The organism is Microbacterium sp. NPDC089698, from assembly GCF_044749045.1.
GTDB lineage: Bacteria > Actinomycetota > Actinomycetes > Actinomycetales > Microbacteriaceae > Microbacterium.
The window spans coordinates 1-18,804 of the sequence record NZ_JBIVHE010000009.1; the positions used below are offsets into that span (position 1 = coordinate 1).

Sequence of the window (18,804 nt, forward strand, 5' to 3'; positions counted from 1 at the left end):
CAAAGGAATTTCTCAACCAGCCCGAAAGCTGGACGAGGAATAAATTGGCATTTGACAAGTGCACGCTGTTGAGTTCTCAAGGATCGGATGCTCCTGCGTTCCGGCCTCTCGGCCTTCCCTTCAGGGCAACTTCTCTATCTTATCCGTCTCGCTCAGGCTGTCAAATCGACACGCCGTGAGGTTCAGAACCGGATCCGTTATCTCGTTTCCGAGGCAACTTCTCTAGCTTATCCCTCCCGGCCAGCTTGTCAAATCGACGTTCCTGGCGGACGGTCACCCTCTCAAGCGCACGCGCTTGACCCCGCCGCAGGGAGAACCTGCGAAGAGGAACCGACTTCCGAAGAAGAAGGTGGGTGGTGTTCGTCGCTTGGGGAGTCAGGCCTTCCGGCCCTTCGCTCTACCGCTTGGGGCGAACAGGTAATAACTTACGTGGATCCGGGTGGTCCGGCAAATCGGGGCGCCCACTCGGGCGTGTCGCGCACCGTTCCGCGGCCGGTCACCGCGGATTCATGCACCCCGCGACGCCGAACGCCACGCGGGCGCGAACCGCATCACCAGGATCAGCCCGAGGGTCAGGACGCCCCAGACCCCGCAGGCGAGCGGAAGCGTCCGATAGGCGAGGTGCCGAACGGTGAACTCCTCGGTGAGCGGCCCGTACGCGGCGAACCCGAGGGCGACGGCCAGGATCAGCATCACGGGGAGCGACAGCCACCAGCTCATTCGGATCCCGAGCGGCGCCGGATCCACCGGTCCCGGCGTGCGGCGGCGCAGCCAGAGCGCACCGGCGATCGCGAGCACGAGCAGTCCGCCGATCCCCGATCCGTACTGCAGCCACTTGTATCCGAGGAGCGGCCCCCACTGCTCGTCCAGGGCGGGGATCAGAGAGAGGCCCGCCCTCCCCTCGTGCGTGAACGCGTCCCAGAGGACATGCGTCACCACGCCGAGCGCGAGAGCGAGCACGAGGAGGAGCGCACGCGCGACGGTTCCGAAGGTCTCGGCCAGCACGGCGCGCGGGCCTCGGTCCCACTCCTGTGGAAGGCGCGCGCCGAGGAAGCGCGGCGCGAGCAGCCGGCAGGCCGGCCGCAGCACCATCCGCCAGAGGAGGAGCAGCGCCAGCGACAGCAGCACGGTGACCGGCAGCCAGCGCAGATCGTGCGTCACCGAGTAGTCGACGATCAGTCCGCGCGTGAACAGGGGCAGGTCCGGCGCCATCGCGCCGATCGCGATCGCCGCAGGCACGAGCGGCGTACGGACGAACGGCAGGGCGACGATCGCGTGACTCGGCGTGAACGGCATGGTCCGACCGTACCCGGGCCGGATCCCAGGTTCCCGGGAGACGTCGCGGTAGCCGGCCCATCCACGTCGACGCCCCTCCGAAAGATCGACGCCCCCTCCGACTTACGCACCCCCAGAGGGGGCGTGGACAGTCAGAGGGGGCGTCGGCGGATCGGGTCCACGTAAAGACCAGGCGGATCCGGTCCGCGAACAAGCCGGGCGGATCCGGTCCGCGAAGGTCAGGCGGGGAGCAGACCGGCGAGCGTCTTCTTGCCGCGGCGCAGCACCGAGACTCCGCCGGGCAGGCCGAGCGGCACGGTCGCGTCGTCGGACTCCACCCGCTCGCCGTCCACCGAGACCCCGCCCTGCGCGATGGCGCGCCGGGCCTCGGAGGCGCTGGAGACCAGCCCGGTCGCGACGAGCGCGTCGACGACGGTGGATCCGGCGGAGACCTGCGCGTTCGGCAGCTCCTCGAGCGCGGTGCGCAGCGTCGCGGCGTCGAGCGCGGACAGGTCGCCCTGCCCGAACAGCGCCTCGGACGCGGCGATCACCGCGGCGGTCGCGTCGACGCCGTGCACCGTGGCGACGACCTCGAGGGCGAGGCGCTTCTGCGCGGCACGGCGGAAGGGCTCGGACTCGACGAGAGCCGCGTACTCCTCGATCTCGGCGCGGCTGAGGAAGGTGAAGACCTTGAGCCGGTCGACCACGTCGGCATCCGCGGTGCTCAGCCAGAACTGGTACATCCGGTACGGGCTGCACATCTCGGCGTCGAGCCAGATCGCATTGCCCTCGCTCTTGCCGAACTTGGTGCCGTCGCTGTTCGTGATCAGCGGCGTGCCGATCGCGTGCACCGAGGCGCCCTCGACGCGGTGGATGAGATCCGTGCCGCTGGTGAGGTTGCCCCACTGGTCGGATCCGCCGGTCTGCAGCACGCAGTCGTACTGACGGTGCAGCTCGAGGTAGTCCAGGCCCTGCAGGATCTGGTAGCTGAACTCCGTGTAGCTGATGCCCGCGTCGGAGTTCAGGCGCGCGGCGACCGCATCCTTCTTCAGCATGGTGCCGACGCGGTAGTGCTTGCCGATCTCGCGCAGGAAGTCGATCGCGCTCATCGGCGCGGTCCAGTCGAGGTTGTTCACGATCCGCGCCGCGTTGTCGCCCTCGAAGCTGAGGTAGCGCTCGACCTGCGCGCGCAGGCGCCCGACCCAGTCCTCGACGGTCTCGCGCGTGTTCAGCGTGCGCTCGGCCGTCGGGCGGGGGTCGCCGATGAGGCCCGTGGATCCGCCCACGAGTCCGAGCGGCTTGTGCCCGGCGAGCTGGATGCGGCGCAGCGTGAGCAGCTGCACGAGGTTGCCGAGGTGCAGGCTCGGTGCGGTCGGGTCGAAGCCGCAGTAATACGTGATCGCGGGTCCTGCGAGAAGGGCGCGCAGCGCCTCCGGATCCGTGGACACGTGGACGAGTCCGCGCCAGACCAGCTCATCCCACACGTTCTCGAACGTGGGGTCGATGGCCGGTGTCGCGGTCGTCAGGGTGGGGTTCGACACCGGATCAGGCTACCAGCGCCGCTCCCGCCCTCCCGCCGCGCCCGCCTCTGCTCCTCCCCTTCCCCGCGAGACTCCATCTCCGCGACGAGACTGCGCTCCGCAACCGCAGTCTCGTCGCCCAGTTGGAGTCTCGCGGTCAAGAAGGGGGCGGATACAGTGGGGGGCGTGTTGGGAACGCGCGCGGGACGCACGGTCCGGGGCCTCATCGCCGCCCTGGTCGCGACGTTCGTGGCCTCCGTCTCGCACTCCACCGCCGACGGCGAGCCCGCCCCGCTGATCGGGATCGTGCTCGCACTGCTGTTCGCGGCGCCCGTCTGCATCGCGCTGGCCGGGCGGACGCTGAGCTGGGCCCGCCTGTCGCTCGCGGTGGGCCTGAGCCAAATCGCGTTCCACGGGCTGCTGCTGATCGGCGTGGGATCCGGATCCGGATCCGAGGTCGCCGCCGGGCACCTGCACGGCGCGGAGCTGGCCGGCGCCCTCGGCACCACGGCGGTCGACGCCGGGCACGCCCTGCACCTGCAGCCCGCGATGTGGGTCGCGCACGCGATCGCCGCCGTCCTCACCGTCCTGGCCCTGGGCCGCGGCGAGCAGGCGCTGCGCGCGCTGCTCGAGCTCAGCGGCTGGAACCTCGTCGCCCGGCTGCTCACCGCGCCGCCGGCTCCGGCGCATCGTGTTCCCGCCGCACCGCGCGCCGCCGCTCAGCCGCTCGGCTCTCTCTTCGTCCTCACCGTCGTGTCGAGGAGGGGTCCGCCGCTCGCGGCCTGACCTCCCTTCACCCGCACCTCTGCCGGGCCGCTCGCCGCGCGCCCGCGGTGCACACACACGACCTCAGAAAGAACGAATCCATGCGCAAGACCACTGCTTCCCGCGTCCTCGCCGGCCTCGCCGCCGGCGCCGTCCTCGCCCTCGCCGCCCCGCTCGCCGCCTCGGCGCACGTGACCGCGACCCCGAACCAGGCCGAGGCCGGATCCTGGACCTACGTCACCTTCCGTGTTCCGAACGAGTCCACGACCGCCAGCACCGTCAAGCTCGAGATCCACCTGCCCGCCGACACCCCGTTCACGAGTGTCAGCTACCAGCCCACCGCCGGCTGGACGGGAGCGGCGACCAAGACCGCCCTGCCCAAGCCGGTCAAGGTCGAGGGGAACACGATCAGCGAGGCCACCACGGAGGTCACCTTCACCGCCGACGCCGGCGGCGTCGCCCCGGGACAGTTCCAGACCTTCACGCTCTCGCTCGGACCGGTGCCCGACACGGGCCGCATCGTGATCCCCGCGACGCAGACCTACTCCGACGGCAAGGTCGTGGAATGGTCGGCGACGCCCGAGGAGGCCGCCAAGGACGACACCCTCGAACCCGCCCCCGTGGTGTGGGTGAACGACGCTCCTCCGGCCGACCACCACGGCGGCGCCACCGCGACGACCGCACCGGCGGCCGCGGCGGAAGCGCCCGCGAACGGCCAGGGCGGCCTCGCCCTCGGCCTCAGCATCGCCGCGCTCGTGGTCGCGGCGGGCGGTGCGCTGCTGGGCGGCTTCGCCCTGGGACGCCGGAAGAAGGCGGACGCATGACCCTGCGTCACCGTCTCACCGCACTCGCCGCGTCCCTCGGGGTCGGGCTCGTCCTCGCCACCGCCGGAGCCACGGCGGCGAGTGCGCATGACACGCTCGAGAACACGGACCCGGCCAAGGGGTCGACCGTGAAGAGCCTGTCGTCGGTCGCGCTCACGTTCAGCGCGGATCCTCTCGGGACCGAGGGGGCGACGATCATCCAGGTGATGGGGCCCGACAAGAAGTACTACGAGACGGCGTGCCCCGATCTGAACGGACCCGTGGTGTCCTCGCCCGTCGCGCTCGGAGGCGCCGGCACCTACGAAGTGCTCTGGCGCGTGGTGTCCTCCGACGGGCATCCCATCTCGGGCAGTTACACCTTCGCGTACGCGCCGGACGGCACCGCGACGCCCGCGGCGGCCGGATCCGTGAAGCCCGTCTGCGGTCCTGCCGCGACGGCGACCACCGAGGCGCCCGCAGCGGGCGGTGCCGACCCGGGTCTGTGGATCGGACTCGGCATCGGCGCCGTCGTGCTCATCGGCGTCGGCGTGGGCGCCTGGGCTCTCGCCCGCGGCCGCAAGAACTGAACACACCCTGACCGAAGCGGAACGCGGTGCCCCTCCGGGAGCACCGCGTTCCGTCGTTTCGGGCCTGACCGCGCTCTCGACCCAGGCACCGCTCGAACACCCGAGGGGCGACCCCGTCAGCGACGCGAGGCCGGCACCGCGGGCACGCGCTCGAAGACCAGCGCCCGCCCTCCGCGCAGGGTCCGTGACGTGAGTCCGGCGTCCTCCAGGAGGCGCACCACTCTGCGCGACAGGGTGGGCAGCGCGGCCGGCGTACCGCCGGGCTTGCGGGCGATCCCGGCGATGATCGCCACCTCGACGCCGGATCCGCGCGCCTCGATCCGGGCGAAGTCCCCCTCCGCGCGCCAGACCAGTCGCTCGAGCTCGCGGTAGCGGATCCGCTGCTCGGCGCCGTCGACCTCGATCCGCAGGCGATCCGCGTCGAAGCGCACCGCGCAGGCGACCGCACGTCGGCGCAGGAGCCAGGACATCAGCAGATAGGCGGGGAGACCCGGCACCGCGACGTACAGCAGGAGGAAGACCTTCGGCCCGACGTTCAGGATCGTTCCGCCCGACGCGATCACGACCACCATGACCAGGATCGCCACGACGGCCGCGGTGAGGACGCACCAGAACACGAGCGCTCTCGTGGTGAGCGGCACCCCGCGAAAGCGTGCGATGGATCCTCGCTCCGCGGGCTCCCACTGCGGAGCCTGCGGCGCCTTCGCGGCGTCCCGCGCGCCGATCATCGCCGTGAGCCGGCTGATCAGCCCCAGCCACACCCAGCCGGCGGCCGGCACCGCCGCCATCTGCAGCACCGCGAGGAGTGCGCGTGCGGGGTTGGGCTTGGGCGCCAGCAGCGCGGGGACCCCTTCGGCCAGGAGCCACAGCAGCAGCCCTGCTCCCACCGCGCCGACGACGTGCACGATGAGCCCGCGCCGACCCGGGGTCCGCAGGGTCGCGTTCACGAACGAGAAGCCGCAGAGCCAGCCGCCCACCAGTGTGAGGAGGAACGGAAGGAGCTCGAGACGGCCGCCGAGGTACCCCGGGACGGCCAGGGCACCGCACACCAGCGCCCAGAACAACGGCAGGTGCAGGATCCGCCGCCAGAGCGGCCCCGGCTCGGGGTTCACCGGCTCCGGATCCGCAGGCGCCACGGAGTGAACCGTGTGGTGCGTCGAACGCGGGACGGGGTGCTCGGACATCCCGGTCAGTCTAGGGAGCGCGCGGGCGCCGTCGTGGCCCCGGACCGCGCTACCCGAGCGCGCGCAGTCGCGCGTCGAGCTCGGCGAGACGCTCCGGCTCGATCGAGCCGAGTCGTGCGGCGCCGTCGGACAGGGTGATCCCGCGCGCGAGGAAGACGAGGGAGTGCGTCGAGACGCCGGGCACGATCTCGTCCAGCACGGCCCTCGCCTGGGGGTCGTCGAGGATCTCGCCGAGGGTGCTGTCCAGTGTGAACCGCGGCTGCTCGTCCATGGATCCTCCTGCCGGAGCGTTCGTGCGATCGGGGGCGGCGCCGCAGCGGCGTCCCCTCAGGACAAGGATCCCCGCGCCGCGCGCCCACGGCAACCCTGTGGCGACTCGGGCGGCGAGCGGCGTCGCTCAGAATCCGGCGCGCGCAGCCCACCACAGCAGCAGCGCGCCGCCGAGCGCCACGACCCAGCTGACCAGGCTGCCGACGAGGAAGTACTCCGCGCGGCCGCCGTTGACGCCGTCCCGGGAGATCTCCGGGAATCGCACGATCCCCTTCGCCGCGAGCATCGCCGCGAGCAGCGGATAGGCCGCGAACAGTGTGAGGAGGAGCACGAGCACGCGTTCGAGCGGGCCGATCAGGCGTCCGCCGCGGAAGCCGTGATCCGCCGCGGGCATCGGCGGAGTGGGTTCGGGCGCGGTGGGGGTTCCGGGGTCGACCGCACCCGGCGGCACGGGGACGAGCCCCGTCACAACAGCCCCACCGGCGCCCGCACCGGCACCGGCGGCTTCGCGCTCCGGCGCCACGTCCTCGGGGATCTCCGCCCGCTCGCCCAGCAGCGCCGCGCGAACGATCACGTTGCCGGTCTCGAGCAGCACGGCGAAGACGCCGAGGCCGAGCACGAGCAGGTCGAACCCGATCGGCCCGAACGGCGTCGCCAGCCAGCGCCCGGCGAAGAGCCCCGTCATCACGCGGGCCGGCATCAGGGCGACGAGCGCGACCACGAGGACGGCCAGCAGCACCGCCGGCCAGAACGACAGCCGTGGCCGTCCGTCGAGCGGGAGCAGCCATACCCACAGCGCGGCGACCACGAGCCCGGCGACGGCGTGGAGATAGGCGCCGCCCAGGGCCGCGAGCACCAGGACGAGGACGCCGGCGACCGCGATCCCGGCCCACAGCGCGCGACCGCGCAGGAAGCGTCGCAGCACGTCGGCGAGCCCGACCGAGAGCAGGATGAGCCCGGCGAGGATCATGACCGCACCGCCTTCCGCTCGTCGCCCGCCACGACCGGGCGCGGCGCCGCGCGAGGCGCGGACGCCGGCACGGGGGCGAGAGGGATCGTGGGCATGTACCCATCCTCCCGCGGACCACCGACAATCCGGGAGGCCCCTGCGGCGCGCCCGAACCCGGGGCGACCGAGGGGGAGGCCCCTGCGGCGCGCCCGAACCGGGGCGACCGAGGGCGAGGAAGGGGCGAGCGCGCCTTCTGCCGCGGCCGTCACGACGCGGAGCGGGGCGGACGCGAACGCCCGCCCCGCTCCGTGACGGATCCGTTCACGCCGAGAAGTCCTCCGGGACCTCGAGCGGACGCCGGGAGAAGTAGGCGTCCTTCGCCTTGCGGTAGAAGAGTGCGAGCGGCACCACCCCGATCGCGATCAGGCCGAGACCGAGGATGTTCACGACGGGCTCGTTGTTCGGGATGGACGTGAAGAAGATGTACATCATGAACAGCGCTCCGACCAGGGGCCAGATGCCGATCAGGATCGTGTTCTTCACGGATTTGAAGATCACCTTCCGGAAGCCGATCACCACGGCGAGACCGGCGAGCGAGTAGTAGAACGCGATCTGCAGGCCGATCGACGACACCGCCCAGCCGAGGATCTGGCCCACGCTGTCGCCGAACACGTTCGCGAGCACGAACAGCAGCAGGGAGACGACGACCACGACGAGGGTCGCGAAGACCGGCGTCTTCCACCTGCGGTTGATCCGGCCGAAGGCGAACGGGATCGTGCGGTCGCGCCCCATCGCGAACAGCGTCCGGCTCACCTGCACGAGCGTGGTCTCGAGCGTCGCGATCGTGGAGAGCGCCACCGCGATGATGAGGATCTTGCCGCCGATGCCGGGCATGATCGCATCGCCCAGCACGCTCAGCACGTTGCCGCTGTTGGCCTCGATGGTCTTGCCCGGGAGCATCACGAGGGTCGTGGTCGTGTAGATCTCGAACAGGATGAAGACGATCACGATGCCCAGGATCCCGGCCAGGCCCGTGGTCTTGTGCGCGTTCTTGGTCTCCTCGCCGAGGTTCGCGGTGACGTCCCAGCCCCAGTAGTAGAAGGCCGCGATCAGCGCGGCGGAGACGAAGACGCCGGCGGTCGTCAGATGCCCGAAGCCGAACCAGTCCCACGAGAACGTCTCGCCGTGGTGATACGTCGAGATCGCACGCGGGATCGCGATGGCGGCGAACACCACCAGGATCCCGACCTCGACCACCGACATGATCCACTGCGCGCGCTCCGTCGTATGCACGCCGAAGACCACGGCCGCCGCCATCACGAGGAACCAGACGGATCCGACCAGCGTCACGAGCAGCGTGTTGTTCGCCTGGTCGGGGGCGAACAGGGCGACGGTCATCTGTCCGGCGGGCAGGGCTCCCGCGACCATGAACACCGTCGCCGAGATCACCAGCGCCCACCCGGCGAAGAAGCCGAGGATCGGGTGCAGGCCGCGGGCGACCCAGGAGAAGGACGCGCCGGCATGGCTGTCCACCCTCGCGAGGTGGCTGAATGCGAATGCGATGCCGAGCATCGGGATGCCGCACCACAGGAGCGCGGCGGGGGCGCCGACGCCCGCGGCGCCGATCAGGAGAGCGGTGCTCGCGGCGATCGAGTACGCGGGCGCGCTGCCCGCGACGGCCATCAGCGTCGAGCCCGCTTTGGAGACGCCACCGGCCTGGAGCGCATGCTCCTGATAGTCGATCGCGCGTTGCAGAGACGTGTCCGTCTCGAGCGGATTCTGAGTCACTCTGTTCCCCTGTCTCATCGTCGGGTGTGGGGGATGACAGAGGGACGCTAGCACCGCGGATCCCCCCGCCACCAGAGCCGGATCCGATGATTTCGCCCACGGTTTCCGCAGCGGGGCGAAGGGGCGCGAAATGACGCGGATTCCCGCGGAAACTGACATCTAACGCATAGGTTTCCGTTGCGGAATCGACGCCGCTGATACGGGATGCGAAGGGGCGGTCACCATTCCCCGGTCGGACCCGGGTCCGACCAGGGCGACAGGCACTCCGGCTAGCGCACGTCGAGCGCGAGGCGCGCCCCGAACAGCATCAGCACGCCCCCGGTGATCCGGTCCATCCAGCGGATCACGCGGGCGGAGCGGAGTTTCGGCGCGAGCCGGTTCGCACCCAGGATCAGCGCGCCGAGCCAGACCGTGCCGAGCACGCAGTGCACGGCCGCGAGCAGCAGCCCGACGAGGAGCGGGGACTGGCCGGCCGGGACGAACTGCGGGATCGTCGCCATGTAGAAGACGCCGACCTTCGGATTCGTGATGTTCGTGACGAGGCCGAGCAGGAAGCCGCTGCGCGCACCGCGGCGGGAGGGGGCGACGGCCTCGACAGTCGGATCCCACCCGCGGCGGAAGGTCTTCGCGATCATCGTCGCGCCGAGATACACCAGGTAGGCGGCGCCCGCATAGGAGAGCACGCGGTAGCCCACCTCGCTCGCGGCCAGGAGGGCCGCCGCGCCCGTGGCCGCCGCGGCGCCCCAGACGAGCGTTCCGACCTGGATCCCGAGCAGCGCGGCGAAGCCGTAGCCCCGCCCCCGGGTGATGGTGCCGCGGATCACGAGCGCCGTATCGAGGCCCGGGATGATCGTGAGCAGGCCGACGACGAGCGCGAACGAGAACAGGGCCTGGGCGAGCGTCATAGGACGAAGGTAGCGCCCGCGACCGACGGTGCGGGCCGCCGCGCTCCCGTCCGTGCAGGCACCCTCGCGCCGGGACGGACGGGGGAATAGGCTGGTTCCACGTCACGCAAATGCTGTTGCGTATGGCGCAACGAGATCGAGGAGTCGTCGTGCTGAACCTTCTGCCCCAGCCGTCCCGCGTCGAGGCCGGATCCGGCGCGTTCCGGCTCTCCGCCGCCGCCCGGATCCGCGTCGCCGAGCCCCTGCGCGCGGCGGCGGAGCGGCTGCAGGAGGCGCTGCGGGCGGGGCTCGGCCTGTCGCTCGCACAGGATGCGTCCGCCGATGACGAGGGCGCCGCCATCGCCTTCGCCGCCGACCCGCTCCTCGCGGAGGAGGCCTACACGCTCGCGGTGGACGAGGGCGGCATCCGGATCACGGCCGCCGACGTCCGAGGTGCCCACTCCGCGGTGCAGACGCTCCTGCAGCTGCTGCCTCCTCGCGCCTACCGGCGAGCGCCGATCGCCCCCGAGGCGGCGGTGAACGTGCCCGCGGTGCGCATCGAGGACGCCCCGCGATACCGCTGGCGCGGCCTCATGCTCGACGTCGCGCGGCACTTCGCGCCGACGGCCGAGGTGCTGCGCGTCATCGACCAGCTCGCGATGCACCGGCTCAACGTGCTGCACCTGCACCTCACCGACGACCAGGGCTGGCGCGCCCAGATCCGCAAGTACCCGCTACTGACGGAGGTCGGCGGCTGGCGTCCGTCCTCCCAGCGCGGGTCCGGGCCCGGATCCGCGCAGGACGGCAGGCCGCACGGAGGCTTCTACGCCCAGGACGACCTGCGCGAGATCGTCGCCTACGCCGCCGCGCGCGGGATCACCGTGGTGCCGGAGATCGAGCTTCCGGGGCATGTGCAGGCGGCGATCGCGGCCTATCCGCAGCTGGGCCTGGTCGCCGAGCCGCTCGATCCGTGGACCGGATGGGGCATCAACCCGCACGCGCTCAACGTCGAGGAGTCGACGGTCGCCTTCTTCTGCGACGTGCTCGACGAGATCATCGAGATCTTCCCCTCCGAGGTCATCGGCATCGGCGGGGACGAGTGCCGCAAGGACGAGTGGCGCGCCGACGCCCGCACGCAGGAGCTCATGCGCGAACGCGGTCTCGCCACGGAGGACGAGCTGCAGAGCTGGTTCATCGCCCGCATCGACGAGCACGTCCGCTCGCGGGGCCGCCGCCTGTACGGCTGGGACGAGATCCTCGAGGGCGGCACGGTCACCGGCGCGACGGTCGCCTCCTGGCGCGGCACGGCGGGCGCGGTGATCGCGGCGCGGCGCGGATCCGATGTCGTGATGTGCCCGGAGGACACCGTGTACCTCGACTACCGGCAGTCCGACTCCCCCGACGAGCCCGTCCCGACCGGACTCGTGACGACGGTCGCGCATGTGCGGGCCTTCGATCCGATCCCCGAGGCGCTCGAGACCGCGCATCACGGGCGCATCCTGGGCGGGCAGGCGAACCTGTGGGCCGAGCACGTCGACTCCGCCCGCCGCCGCGACTACCAGCTCTTCCCCCGGCTGTGCGGCCTCGCGGAGGCGCTGTGGAGCGGGCAGGATCCGGATGCGGTCGGCTCGTTCGCCGATCGGCTCGAAGGGCATCTCGCCCGTCTGGACGCGGCCGGGATCGAGTACCGCCCGGAGGCCGGCCCCCGCCCGTGGCAGCGGATCCCCGGCGTGCCGGGCAAGACCTTCGACCGTGCGGAGCGCGCCGCCGAGATCGCCCGGCTCACCGCGAACCTGGAGTAGGCACGGCCTCCGCGGACGGAGGCGCCGCCGCCGCGCGTCGGCTGCGCGGCGGCGAGGCGCGTCAGCCGCGGGCGGCAGCGAGGAAGGCCCGAGCCTTCGCCGTGACCGCGGACCAGTCGCCCGCAGCGACGTCGGCGGCCGAGACGACGCTCGATCCGGCCGTCACCGCGATCGCGCCCGCGCGCAGGTAGTCCGCCGCATTGCCCTCGTGCAGTCCGCCCGAGGCGACCAGGGGCAGCTGCGGGAACGGTCCGGCAAGGTGCCGGAAGTACCCGGCGCCCACGGTCTCGGCGGGGAAGATCTTCACGGCGGCGGCCCCGAGCCGGGAGGCGGTGAGAGCCTCGGTCGGCGTGAAGGCCCCCATGATCACGGGCACGTCGTGCGCCGCCGCGACCTCGGCCACCTCGGCGATCACGGCCGGCGTCACCAGGAACGCGGCCCCGGCGGAGATCGCGTCCCGCGCCTCGGCCGCGGTCGTGACGGTGCCCGCGCCGACGCGCACTCCGGGGGCGTCCGCGCTCGCGGCGATGAGCTCGGTGACCCCTGGGGTCGTGAACGCGAACTCGACGACGTGGATCCCGCCCGTGGCGAGCGCCGCGAGCAGCGGCCGCGGATCCGGGATGCGCGCGAGTCGCGGCAGCGCGAGCGCCGCGTCCCGGCGCAGCAGTGCCATCACGTCGTCGGTCGCAGTGGTGTCGTTGTCGATCTCGGCGCTCATCGCGTCCCCTCCTTCGTCGCGCGCAGGCTCCGGCCCGACACGCTCTCCGTGCGTTCGCCGTCCCGGATCGCGAGACGGCCGTTGACCCACACGCCGGCCATGCCCTCCGCCGTCCGGCGCGGCTGCTCGAACGTCGCGCGGTCCTGGATGCGCTCGGGATCGAAGAGCACCAGATCCGCCGCGAACCCCTCGCGCACGAGGCCTCGATCGGCCAGGCGCAGCCGCCGGGCCGGGGTGGCGCTGAGGTGGCGGACCGCCTCCTCGAGCGTCAGCACGCCGAGCTCGCGCACGTAGCGCGCGAGGTAGCGAGGGAAGGTGCCCCAGGAGCGCGGATGCGGGCGGTCGCCGATGAGGATCCCGTCGCTGCCGCCGGTGTGCCGCGGGTGGCGCATGATGGCCTGCACGTTGTCCTCGTGCCCGATGTGCATGAGCACGCCGGTCGCGAACTCGTCGGCGAGGAGGATGCGGATGACGGCGTCCACCGGCTCCTCCCCTGTCGACGCGGCGATCTCGGCGATCGTGCGGCCGACGAGGCCGGCGAGCTCGGGGCGCCCGACGCCCGAGATCTGGATCAGCGTCCAGTCCGCGCGCTCGCCGTGGAAGCCGTCGCAGCCGTCCACGTCGAGGGCCTGCACCAGGGCGTCGCGGTCGGCGCCCGCCGCGAGGCGGTCCCGCAGGGTGTCGAGCCCTCCGGCGGCGATCCAGCTGGGCAGGAGGGCCACGAGCGTGGTCGCGCCCGGCAGGTACGGATAGCTGTCCATGGTGATGTCGACGCCGTCGGCGAGCGCCTGGTCGATGAGCTCGAGGAACCGCGGGGCGGCGCCCGCGTTCGGCGCGAAGTTGAGCGTCGCGTGCGCGAGGTGCAGCGCGCAGCCGGTCTCCCGGGCGATGCCGATGACCTCCGCGTAGGCGTCGATCGCCCCCGCGCCGTAGGACCGGGTGTGCGGGGCGTAGAACCCACCGTGCTCCGCCACCACCTCGCAGAGCGCCGTGAGCTCCGCGGTGTCGGCGTACATCCCCGGCACATAGGTGAGGCCGCTGGAGAGCCCGACCGCCCCGGCCGAGAGCGAATCGGCGAGGATCGCGCGCATGTCGGCGATCTCGGATCCCGTCGCCGCGCGGCTGCCGGATCCGACGGTCAGCAGCCGCAGGTTGCCCTGCGGCACGAGGACTGCGGTGTTGGTCGCGGTGCCCTGCGCGAGCCGGTCGAGGTAGCCCGCCATGTCGCGCCAGTCGATCGCGAGCTCCGCGTGCCCGTTCCAGCCGGCGATCTGGCGGCGCACGCCGTCGAGGATCCCGTCGTCGACGGGCGCGTAGCCGATGCCGTCCTGGCCGATGACCTCGGTCGTGATCCCCTGTCCGACCTTCGCGAGGTGCGAGGGGTCGGCGAGCACCGCGAGGTCGGAGTGCGCATGCATGTCGATGAAGCCGGGGGCGAGCACGAGCCCGTCGGCGTCCCAGACGTCGGCGCCCTCGTCCGCGGTCAGGGCAGTCGCCGGGGCGATCGCGCGGATGCGGTCGCCGTGCAGCAGGACGTCGGCGGCACGGCGGGGGGATCCGGTCCCGTCGACGACGGTCGCGCGGCGGAGGAGGGTCGGTGCGGAGGCGTCGGCGGCCATGCTCAGAACACGGTCTCCACGGCGTCGACGACGAGGGGATCCGGCGCATCGGCGTCGGCCACGACGGGGATCAGGCGCCACTTGTCGAGCGCCGTGCAGGGGTGCGAGAGGCCGAGCCGCACGACGTCGCCCACCTGCAGCCGTGCGGCGGCACCGGAGGCGACGGCCTCGTCGCCGAGTCGGAGGAATAGGTGCTGGTCGTTGAGCGCGGACACCTGGCTGCCCGCGAGCGCGCCGTCGTCCTCGGGACGTCCGGCGAGGCGCTGGGCGACCGGGAGGCCCTCGTCGAACGAGGCGTCGCGGCGACCGCAGTCCAGCAGCGCGAGGCCCGGCTCGGGCCGCGACAGCACCCGCGCCCACACGTGCATCGCCGACCGGAACGGCACATCGCCGATCGTGCGGCCCATCGGGCTGATCCCCGCATAGAAGCCGTCGTCATGGATCTGGAACGCGCCGGAGCGCACCACGACATCCGCGTCGGGGCACAGCGGGGGCAGCACGGCGCCGACGCGGTCGAAGTAGGCGCTCCCTCCCGCGGTGACCACGGGGCGCACGCCCTCCGGATACAGTCCGGCATCGGCCAGTTCGCGGTGGAGGTCGGCGAGGTCGGCGAGATACGCGTCGACCCGGGCGATCGCGGCGTCTCCGGCATCGTGCGCGAGGGCGCCCTCGTAGCCGCCGACGCCGGCCAGCTCGAGGACGGGCGAGGCCGCGATGGCCTCGGCGATCGCACGTGCAGTGGCGCGATCGCGGGCGCCCGTGCGCCCGCCGGCGCCGCCGAGTTCCACGAGCACGCGGAGCGGCCGCGGCGCTCCCCCGCCCAGGGCCGCCTCCATCGCGCGGACGACGTCGACGCCGTCCGCCCAGCTCAGGAGCTCGACGTCCGAGTGCGCGGCCAGCTCGTCCGCGATCCAGCGCAGGCCGATCGGATCCACGACCTCGTTCGCGATGAGGATGCGACGCACGCCGTGGGCGCGGGCGACCTGCGCCTGCCACGGCGTGGCGAGGGTGAGGCCCCACGCGCCGGCGCCCCGCGGCCGGTCGTCGAGCAGCTGCCGCCAGAGGGCGGGGGCCATCGTCGTCTTGCCGTGCGGCGCCAGCAGCACGCCGGCCTCCTGCGCCCAGTCGGCCATGCGCGCGACGTTGTGCGCTATCGCCCCCGCGTCCAGCGTGAGCAGCGGCGTGGCGAAGTCGGAGCGCGCGGGCCGCGTCGCCAGGAACTGGTCCCTCGTGCGGCCGTGCGCGGACGGCGGGAAGGACTTGTCCTGCACGGACAGCGGGCGGGCACCACTCGAAGACGTCTCCACCCCTCCATGATGCCGTCGTGTTGCGTTCGATGCAATCGGCGTTGCATCGGATTGCGCCGGTGGATATTCTCGATCCATGCCCGCGTCCGACGTCTCAGCCGCGACCCCGGAGGAGTTCCGATGAACCAGACCGTGACCCGCGCGCTGGACCTGCTCATCGCCCTGGAGGACGGGGCGCGCACCCTCGACGAGTGCGCCGAACGGCTCGGCGTGCACAAGTCGACCGTGCTGCGCCTGCTACAGACGCTCGAGGCGCAGCGCTTCGTGACGCACGACGCACAGCACCGCTACCGGCTCGGGAGTCGGCTGTTCGACCTCGCCGGCGCCGCGCTCGCCCAGCGCGACGTGCGCGAGGTGGCCCGCCCGCATCTCGAGCGGCTCAACGATCGCACGGGGCAGACCGTGCACCTGGCGGCCTACGAGTCGGGCGATGTCGTCTACATCGACAAGCTCGAGGCGCGCACAGGCATCCGGATGTACTCGCGTGTGGGCCTGCGCGCCCCGCTGCACAGCACGGCGGTGGCGAAGGTCCTGCTCGCCGATCTGCCGGTCTCCGCGCGACGCGCGATCGCGGAGGGCATCGACTACGTGCCGTACACCGAGCGCACGATCGCGAACCCGGCGGACTTCCTCGCCGAGCTCGAGCGCGTGCGCGCCGACGACTTCGCGCGCGACAGCGGCGAGCACGAGAGCTTCATCAACTGCATCGCCGCGCCCATCCGTGACGGCAGCGGCGCCGTGGTCGCCGCGGCGTCCGTGTCGGTGCCGACCATGTCGCTGCCCGCCCACGAGGTCCTGGCGCTGCTGCCGCAGCTCGTCGAGGCGACGCAGGCGGCATCCGCAGACCTGGGCTGGGCACCGCGTCCGGCCGCCGACCGAGAGGAACGACCATGACCGAGCAGACCCCGAAGACCCGCGTGCTCACCACCGACGCCCCCGCGCCCGCGCACGTGTTCTCCCAGGGGGTCCGCAAGGGCCCGATCGTGCAGGTGTCCGGCCAGGGCCCGGTGGATCCGGCGACGAGCGAGTACCTCTTCCCGGGCGATGTCGCCGCGCAGACCATCCGCACCCTCGAGAACGTGCGCGCGATCGTCGAGGCCTCTGGCGCGACCTTCGACGACGTCGTGATGCTGCGCGTGTACCTGACCAAGCGCGAGGACTTCGCGATCATGAACGACGCCTACGGGGAGTTCGTCACGAAGCACACCCCGAGCGGCGTCCTGCCCTCGCGCACCACGGTGTTCACGGGTCTGCCCCGCGAGGAGATGCTCGTCGAGATCGACGCGCTCGCCGTCGTCGGCTGAGCCGCGGGCTCTGACGCCCGCCTCCGGCATCCGGTCCCCCGGGGGTCTTCTCGGGGGACCGGATCCGTCTCACAGCTCGATCTGGGAACCCATCACGATCACGCGGTCGCGCGGCAGGCCGAAGTGGTCGCTGGCGTCCGTCGTGATGTGCGAGGCCGCCAGGAACAGCCGCTTGCGCCAGCGCGCCATGCCGCCTCTGCGCCCCTCGCGCAGCTCGATCTTCGACAGGAAGTACGTGGCGTTGTCCAGGTCGAGCCAGCCCTGCGTCTTGTGCGGGGGGATGCTGCGCAGCGCACGCGGCAGATCCGGCTTCTCGGCATAGCCGAACTTCGCGGAGATGTAGAGGATGCCGTCGGTGGGATCCCCCAGATCGTCGACCGTGCAGCGCTTCGTCTGCGGGACCCTGGGCACGTTCTGGATGTCCACGGACAGGATGATCACCCTGGCGTGACGCACGTGGTTGTGCTCGACGTTGGCGCGCAGCGCGAGCGGCGTCGTGGTGCCGCCGGGGTTGAGGAAGATGGCCGTTCCCGGCACGCGGTCGATGAGCTTCGGGTGCGTGCGCAGCGTGCTCACGAACTCGGCGAGGGATCCCTCCGCCTCGGTGCGGCGCGCCGTGATGAGCGCGCGCCCGCGCTGCCAGGTCGTCATGACGATGAACGCGGCGAGACCGATCGCGAGCGGCAGCCAGGCGCCGTGCACGAACTTGGTGGCGTTGGCCGCGAGGAACAGCAGGTCGACCGTGAGCAGGATCACCGCGCCGATCGCGAGGATCCAGCCCGGGATCTTCCAGCGCCGCCGGGCCAGATAGAAGAACAGCAGCGTCGTGATCGTGATGGTGCCGATGACCGCCATCCCATAGGCGAACGCGAGGGACGCGGAGCTGCGGAAGACGAACACCAGGGTGATGACCGAGACCATGAGCAGCCAGTTGATCCACGGGACGTAGATCTGGCCGTGCGTCTCGGACGAGGTGTGCGTGACGCGCAGCCTCGGCAGGTAGCCCAGCCCCGACGCCTGGGCCGCCACCGAGAAGGCGCCGGAGATCACGGACTGCGAGGCGATCACGGTGGCCGCCGTCGCGAGGATCACGAGCGCGATCCTGCCCCATTCCGGCGCGAGCAGGAAGAACGGCGCCGACATGTTCGCCTTGTCCTCCAGCAGCAGCGCCCCCTGGCCGAGGTAGGTGAGCGCCAGCGCGGGGAACACCAGGAACAGCCACGCGATCGAGATCGGCTTGCGACCGAAGTGCCCCATGTCGGCGTAGAGCGCCTCGGCGCCGGTGACCGACAGGACGACCGCGGCGAGCGCGAAGAACGCGATGTGGAAGTGACCGACCATGAAGCTGATCGCGTAGGTGGGCAGCAGGGCGAGCAGGATCTGCGGGTCGTGCAGGATGCCGCCGAGGCCCAGCACCCCCACGACCACGAACCAGATCGCCATGATCGGCCCGAACAGCCGGCCGACGACGGAACTGCCGAGCTTCTGGATCAGGAAGAGGATCAGCAGGATCGTCGCGGTGATGGGGACGATCCACTCGTCCAGACCCGGATTGATGGTCTTCAACCCCTCGACCGCGGAGAGCACCGAGATGGCGGGGGTGATCATGCTGTCGCCGAGGAACAGCGCGGCCCCCAGCACGGCGAGTCCGGACAGGACGGCCACGGTGCGCGTGCGCCCCTTCGGCGCCCAGCGGCGCAGCAGGGTCAGCAGCGCCATGATGCCGCCCTCGCCGTCGTTGTCCATCCGCATCGCGAGCAGCACGTAGGTGATCGTGACGATGAGGATGACCGACCACACGATGAGCGAGACGACCCCGTACAGGTTGTCCGTCGTGAGCGGGATCGGGTGCGGATCGTCCGGATTGAAGACGGTCTGCAGGGTGTAGATCGGGCTGGTGCCGATGTCGCCGAAGACGACGCCGAGGGCGCCCACGATGAGCGCGAGCCGGAGGGGGCTCCTCGCGGGTGCTGCGCTCTTCGCGCCGATGACGGACTGACTGCTCACAGGACGAAGCCTAGGGCCGGAT

General features: G+C 71.8%; 17 protein-coding genes. 6 read left to right on the forward strand and 11 right to left on the reverse strand.

Going from position 1 to position 18,804, the window contains the following annotated elements; all coding sequences use genetic code 11:
* Positions 1–507 precede the first annotated feature (507 nt).
* Both ACIPY5_RS19025 and tyrS read right to left on the reverse strand, forming a co-directional pair.
* Positions 508–1,296: a DUF4184 family protein gene (locus ACIPY5_RS19025; RefSeq protein WP_400973581.1), complete on the reverse strand. Its 789-nt coding sequence runs from the start codon at positions 1,294–1,296 to the stop codon at positions 508–510.
* Positions 1,297–1,514: 218 nt separating this feature from the next.
* Positions 1,515–2,816 carry a tyrosine--tRNA ligase gene (gene tyrS, locus ACIPY5_RS19030; RefSeq protein ID WP_400973583.1) on the reverse strand — a complete coding sequence of 434 codons (1,302 nt, stop codon included), beginning with the start codon at positions 2,814–2,816 and terminating at the stop codon, positions 1,515–1,517.
* A gap of 165 nt (positions 2,817–2,981) precedes the next feature.
* Here tyrS and ACIPY5_RS19035 point away from each other — a divergent pair, with 165 nt between their 5' ends.
* The 3 genes from ACIPY5_RS19035 to ACIPY5_RS19045 all read left to right on the forward strand — a co-directional run bounded on the left by ACIPY5_RS19035 (position 2,982) and on the right by ACIPY5_RS19045 (position 4,950).
* On the forward strand, positions 2,982–3,581 hold the full coding sequence (locus tag ACIPY5_RS19035; protein ID WP_400973586.1) for a hypothetical protein: 600 nt from the start codon (positions 2,982–2,984) through the stop codon (positions 3,579–3,581).
* Between the two features lie 80 nt (positions 3,582–3,661).
* On the forward strand, positions 3,662–4,384 hold the full coding sequence (locus tag ACIPY5_RS19040; RefSeq protein ID WP_400973589.1) for a YcnI family protein: 723 nt from the start codon (positions 3,662–3,664) through the stop codon (positions 4,382–4,384).
* On the forward strand, positions 4,381–4,950 hold the full coding sequence (locus tag ACIPY5_RS19045; RefSeq protein ID WP_400973592.1) for a copper resistance protein CopC: 570 nt from the start codon (positions 4,381–4,383) through the stop codon (positions 4,948–4,950). The genes ACIPY5_RS19040 and ACIPY5_RS19045 overlap by 4 nt, the downstream gene beginning before the upstream one ends.
* Before the next feature lie 116 nt (positions 4,951–5,066).
* On the opposite strand, the gene ACIPY5_RS19050 is transcribed toward ACIPY5_RS19045, so the two are convergent.
* The 5 genes from ACIPY5_RS19050 to ACIPY5_RS19070 form a co-directional block, all read right to left on the reverse strand.
* Positions 5,067–6,134 carry a hypothetical protein gene (locus tag ACIPY5_RS19050; RefSeq protein ID WP_400973595.1) on the reverse strand — a complete coding sequence of 356 codons (1,068 nt, stop codon included), beginning with the start codon at positions 6,132–6,134 and terminating at the stop codon, positions 5,067–5,069.
* A 49-nt stretch (positions 6,135–6,183) separates the two neighbouring features.
* On the reverse strand, positions 6,184–6,405 hold the full coding sequence (locus ACIPY5_RS19055; RefSeq protein WP_400973597.1) for a hypothetical protein: 222 nt from the start codon (positions 6,403–6,405) through the stop codon (positions 6,184–6,186).
* 126 nt (positions 6,406–6,531) lie between these two features.
* Positions 6,532–7,374, reverse strand: coding sequence for a hypothetical protein (locus ACIPY5_RS19060; protein ID WP_400973600.1), 843 nt, complete (start codon positions 7,372–7,374; stop codon positions 6,532–6,534).
* Positions 7,375–7,674: 300 nt separating this feature from the next.
* Positions 7,675–9,141: an APC family permease gene (locus ACIPY5_RS19065; protein ID WP_309339724.1), complete on the reverse strand. Its 1,467-nt coding sequence runs from the start codon at positions 9,139–9,141 to the stop codon at positions 7,675–7,677.
* Positions 9,142–9,410: 269 nt separating this feature from the next.
* Entirely contained in the window at positions 9,411–10,046 is a 636-nt protein-coding gene (locus tag ACIPY5_RS19070) for a LysE family translocator (protein WP_400973604.1), read from the reverse strand.
* 149 nt (positions 10,047–10,195) lie between these two features.
* Between ACIPY5_RS19070 and ACIPY5_RS19075 the strand changes: the two genes are divergently transcribed.
* A complete protein-coding gene (locus ACIPY5_RS19075; RefSeq protein ID WP_400973607.1) occupies positions 10,196–11,827 on the forward strand; it encodes a beta-N-acetylhexosaminidase in 1,632 nt (543 codons plus the stop codon).
* 61 nt (positions 11,828–11,888) lie between these two features.
* On the opposite strand, the gene ACIPY5_RS19080 is transcribed toward ACIPY5_RS19075, so the two are convergent.
* From ACIPY5_RS19080 to ACIPY5_RS19090, 3 genes are read right to left on the reverse strand one after another with little or no spacing between them, the layout of a single operon-like run.
* Complete coding sequence (locus ACIPY5_RS19080) at positions 11,889–12,545, reverse strand: bifunctional 4-hydroxy-2-oxoglutarate aldolase/2-dehydro-3-deoxy-phosphogluconate aldolase (RefSeq protein ID WP_400973610.1); 657 nt, start codon at positions 12,543–12,545, stop codon at positions 11,889–11,891.
* The gene (locus tag ACIPY5_RS19085; RefSeq protein ID WP_400973613.1) at positions 12,542–14,164 is read right to left on the reverse strand and encodes an amidohydrolase family protein; all 1,623 of its coding nucleotides are present in this window, start codon (positions 14,162–14,164) and stop codon (positions 12,542–12,544) included. Before ACIPY5_RS19085 ends, ACIPY5_RS19080 begins: the two co-directional genes overlap by 4 nt.
* A 2-nt stretch (positions 14,165–14,166) precedes the next feature.
* Positions 14,167–15,471, reverse strand: coding sequence for an alanine racemase (locus ACIPY5_RS19090; RefSeq protein WP_400973616.1), 1,305 nt, complete (start codon positions 15,469–15,471; stop codon positions 14,167–14,169).
* Between the two features lie 120 nt (positions 15,472–15,591).
* Here ACIPY5_RS19090 and ACIPY5_RS19095 point away from each other — a divergent pair, with 120 nt between their 5' ends.
* Positions 15,592–16,365 (forward strand): IclR family transcriptional regulator, encoded by a 774-nt coding sequence (locus tag ACIPY5_RS19095; protein WP_309339713.1) that lies wholly within the window; start codon positions 15,592–15,594, stop codon positions 16,363–16,365.
* Positions 16,362–16,775 carry a RidA family protein gene (locus tag ACIPY5_RS19100; protein ID WP_309339711.1) on the forward strand — a complete coding sequence of 138 codons (414 nt, stop codon included), beginning with the start codon at positions 16,362–16,364 and terminating at the stop codon, positions 16,773–16,775. Before ACIPY5_RS19095 ends, ACIPY5_RS19100 begins: the two co-directional genes overlap by 4 nt.
* 69 nt (positions 16,776–16,844) lie before the next feature.
* On the opposite strand, the gene ACIPY5_RS19105 is transcribed toward ACIPY5_RS19100, so the two are convergent.
* On the reverse strand, positions 16,845–18,782 hold the full coding sequence (locus ACIPY5_RS19105) for a potassium transporter Kup (RefSeq protein ID WP_400973620.1): 1,938 nt from the start codon (positions 18,780–18,782) through the stop codon (positions 16,845–16,847).
* Positions 18,783–18,804 lie beyond the last annotated feature (22 nt).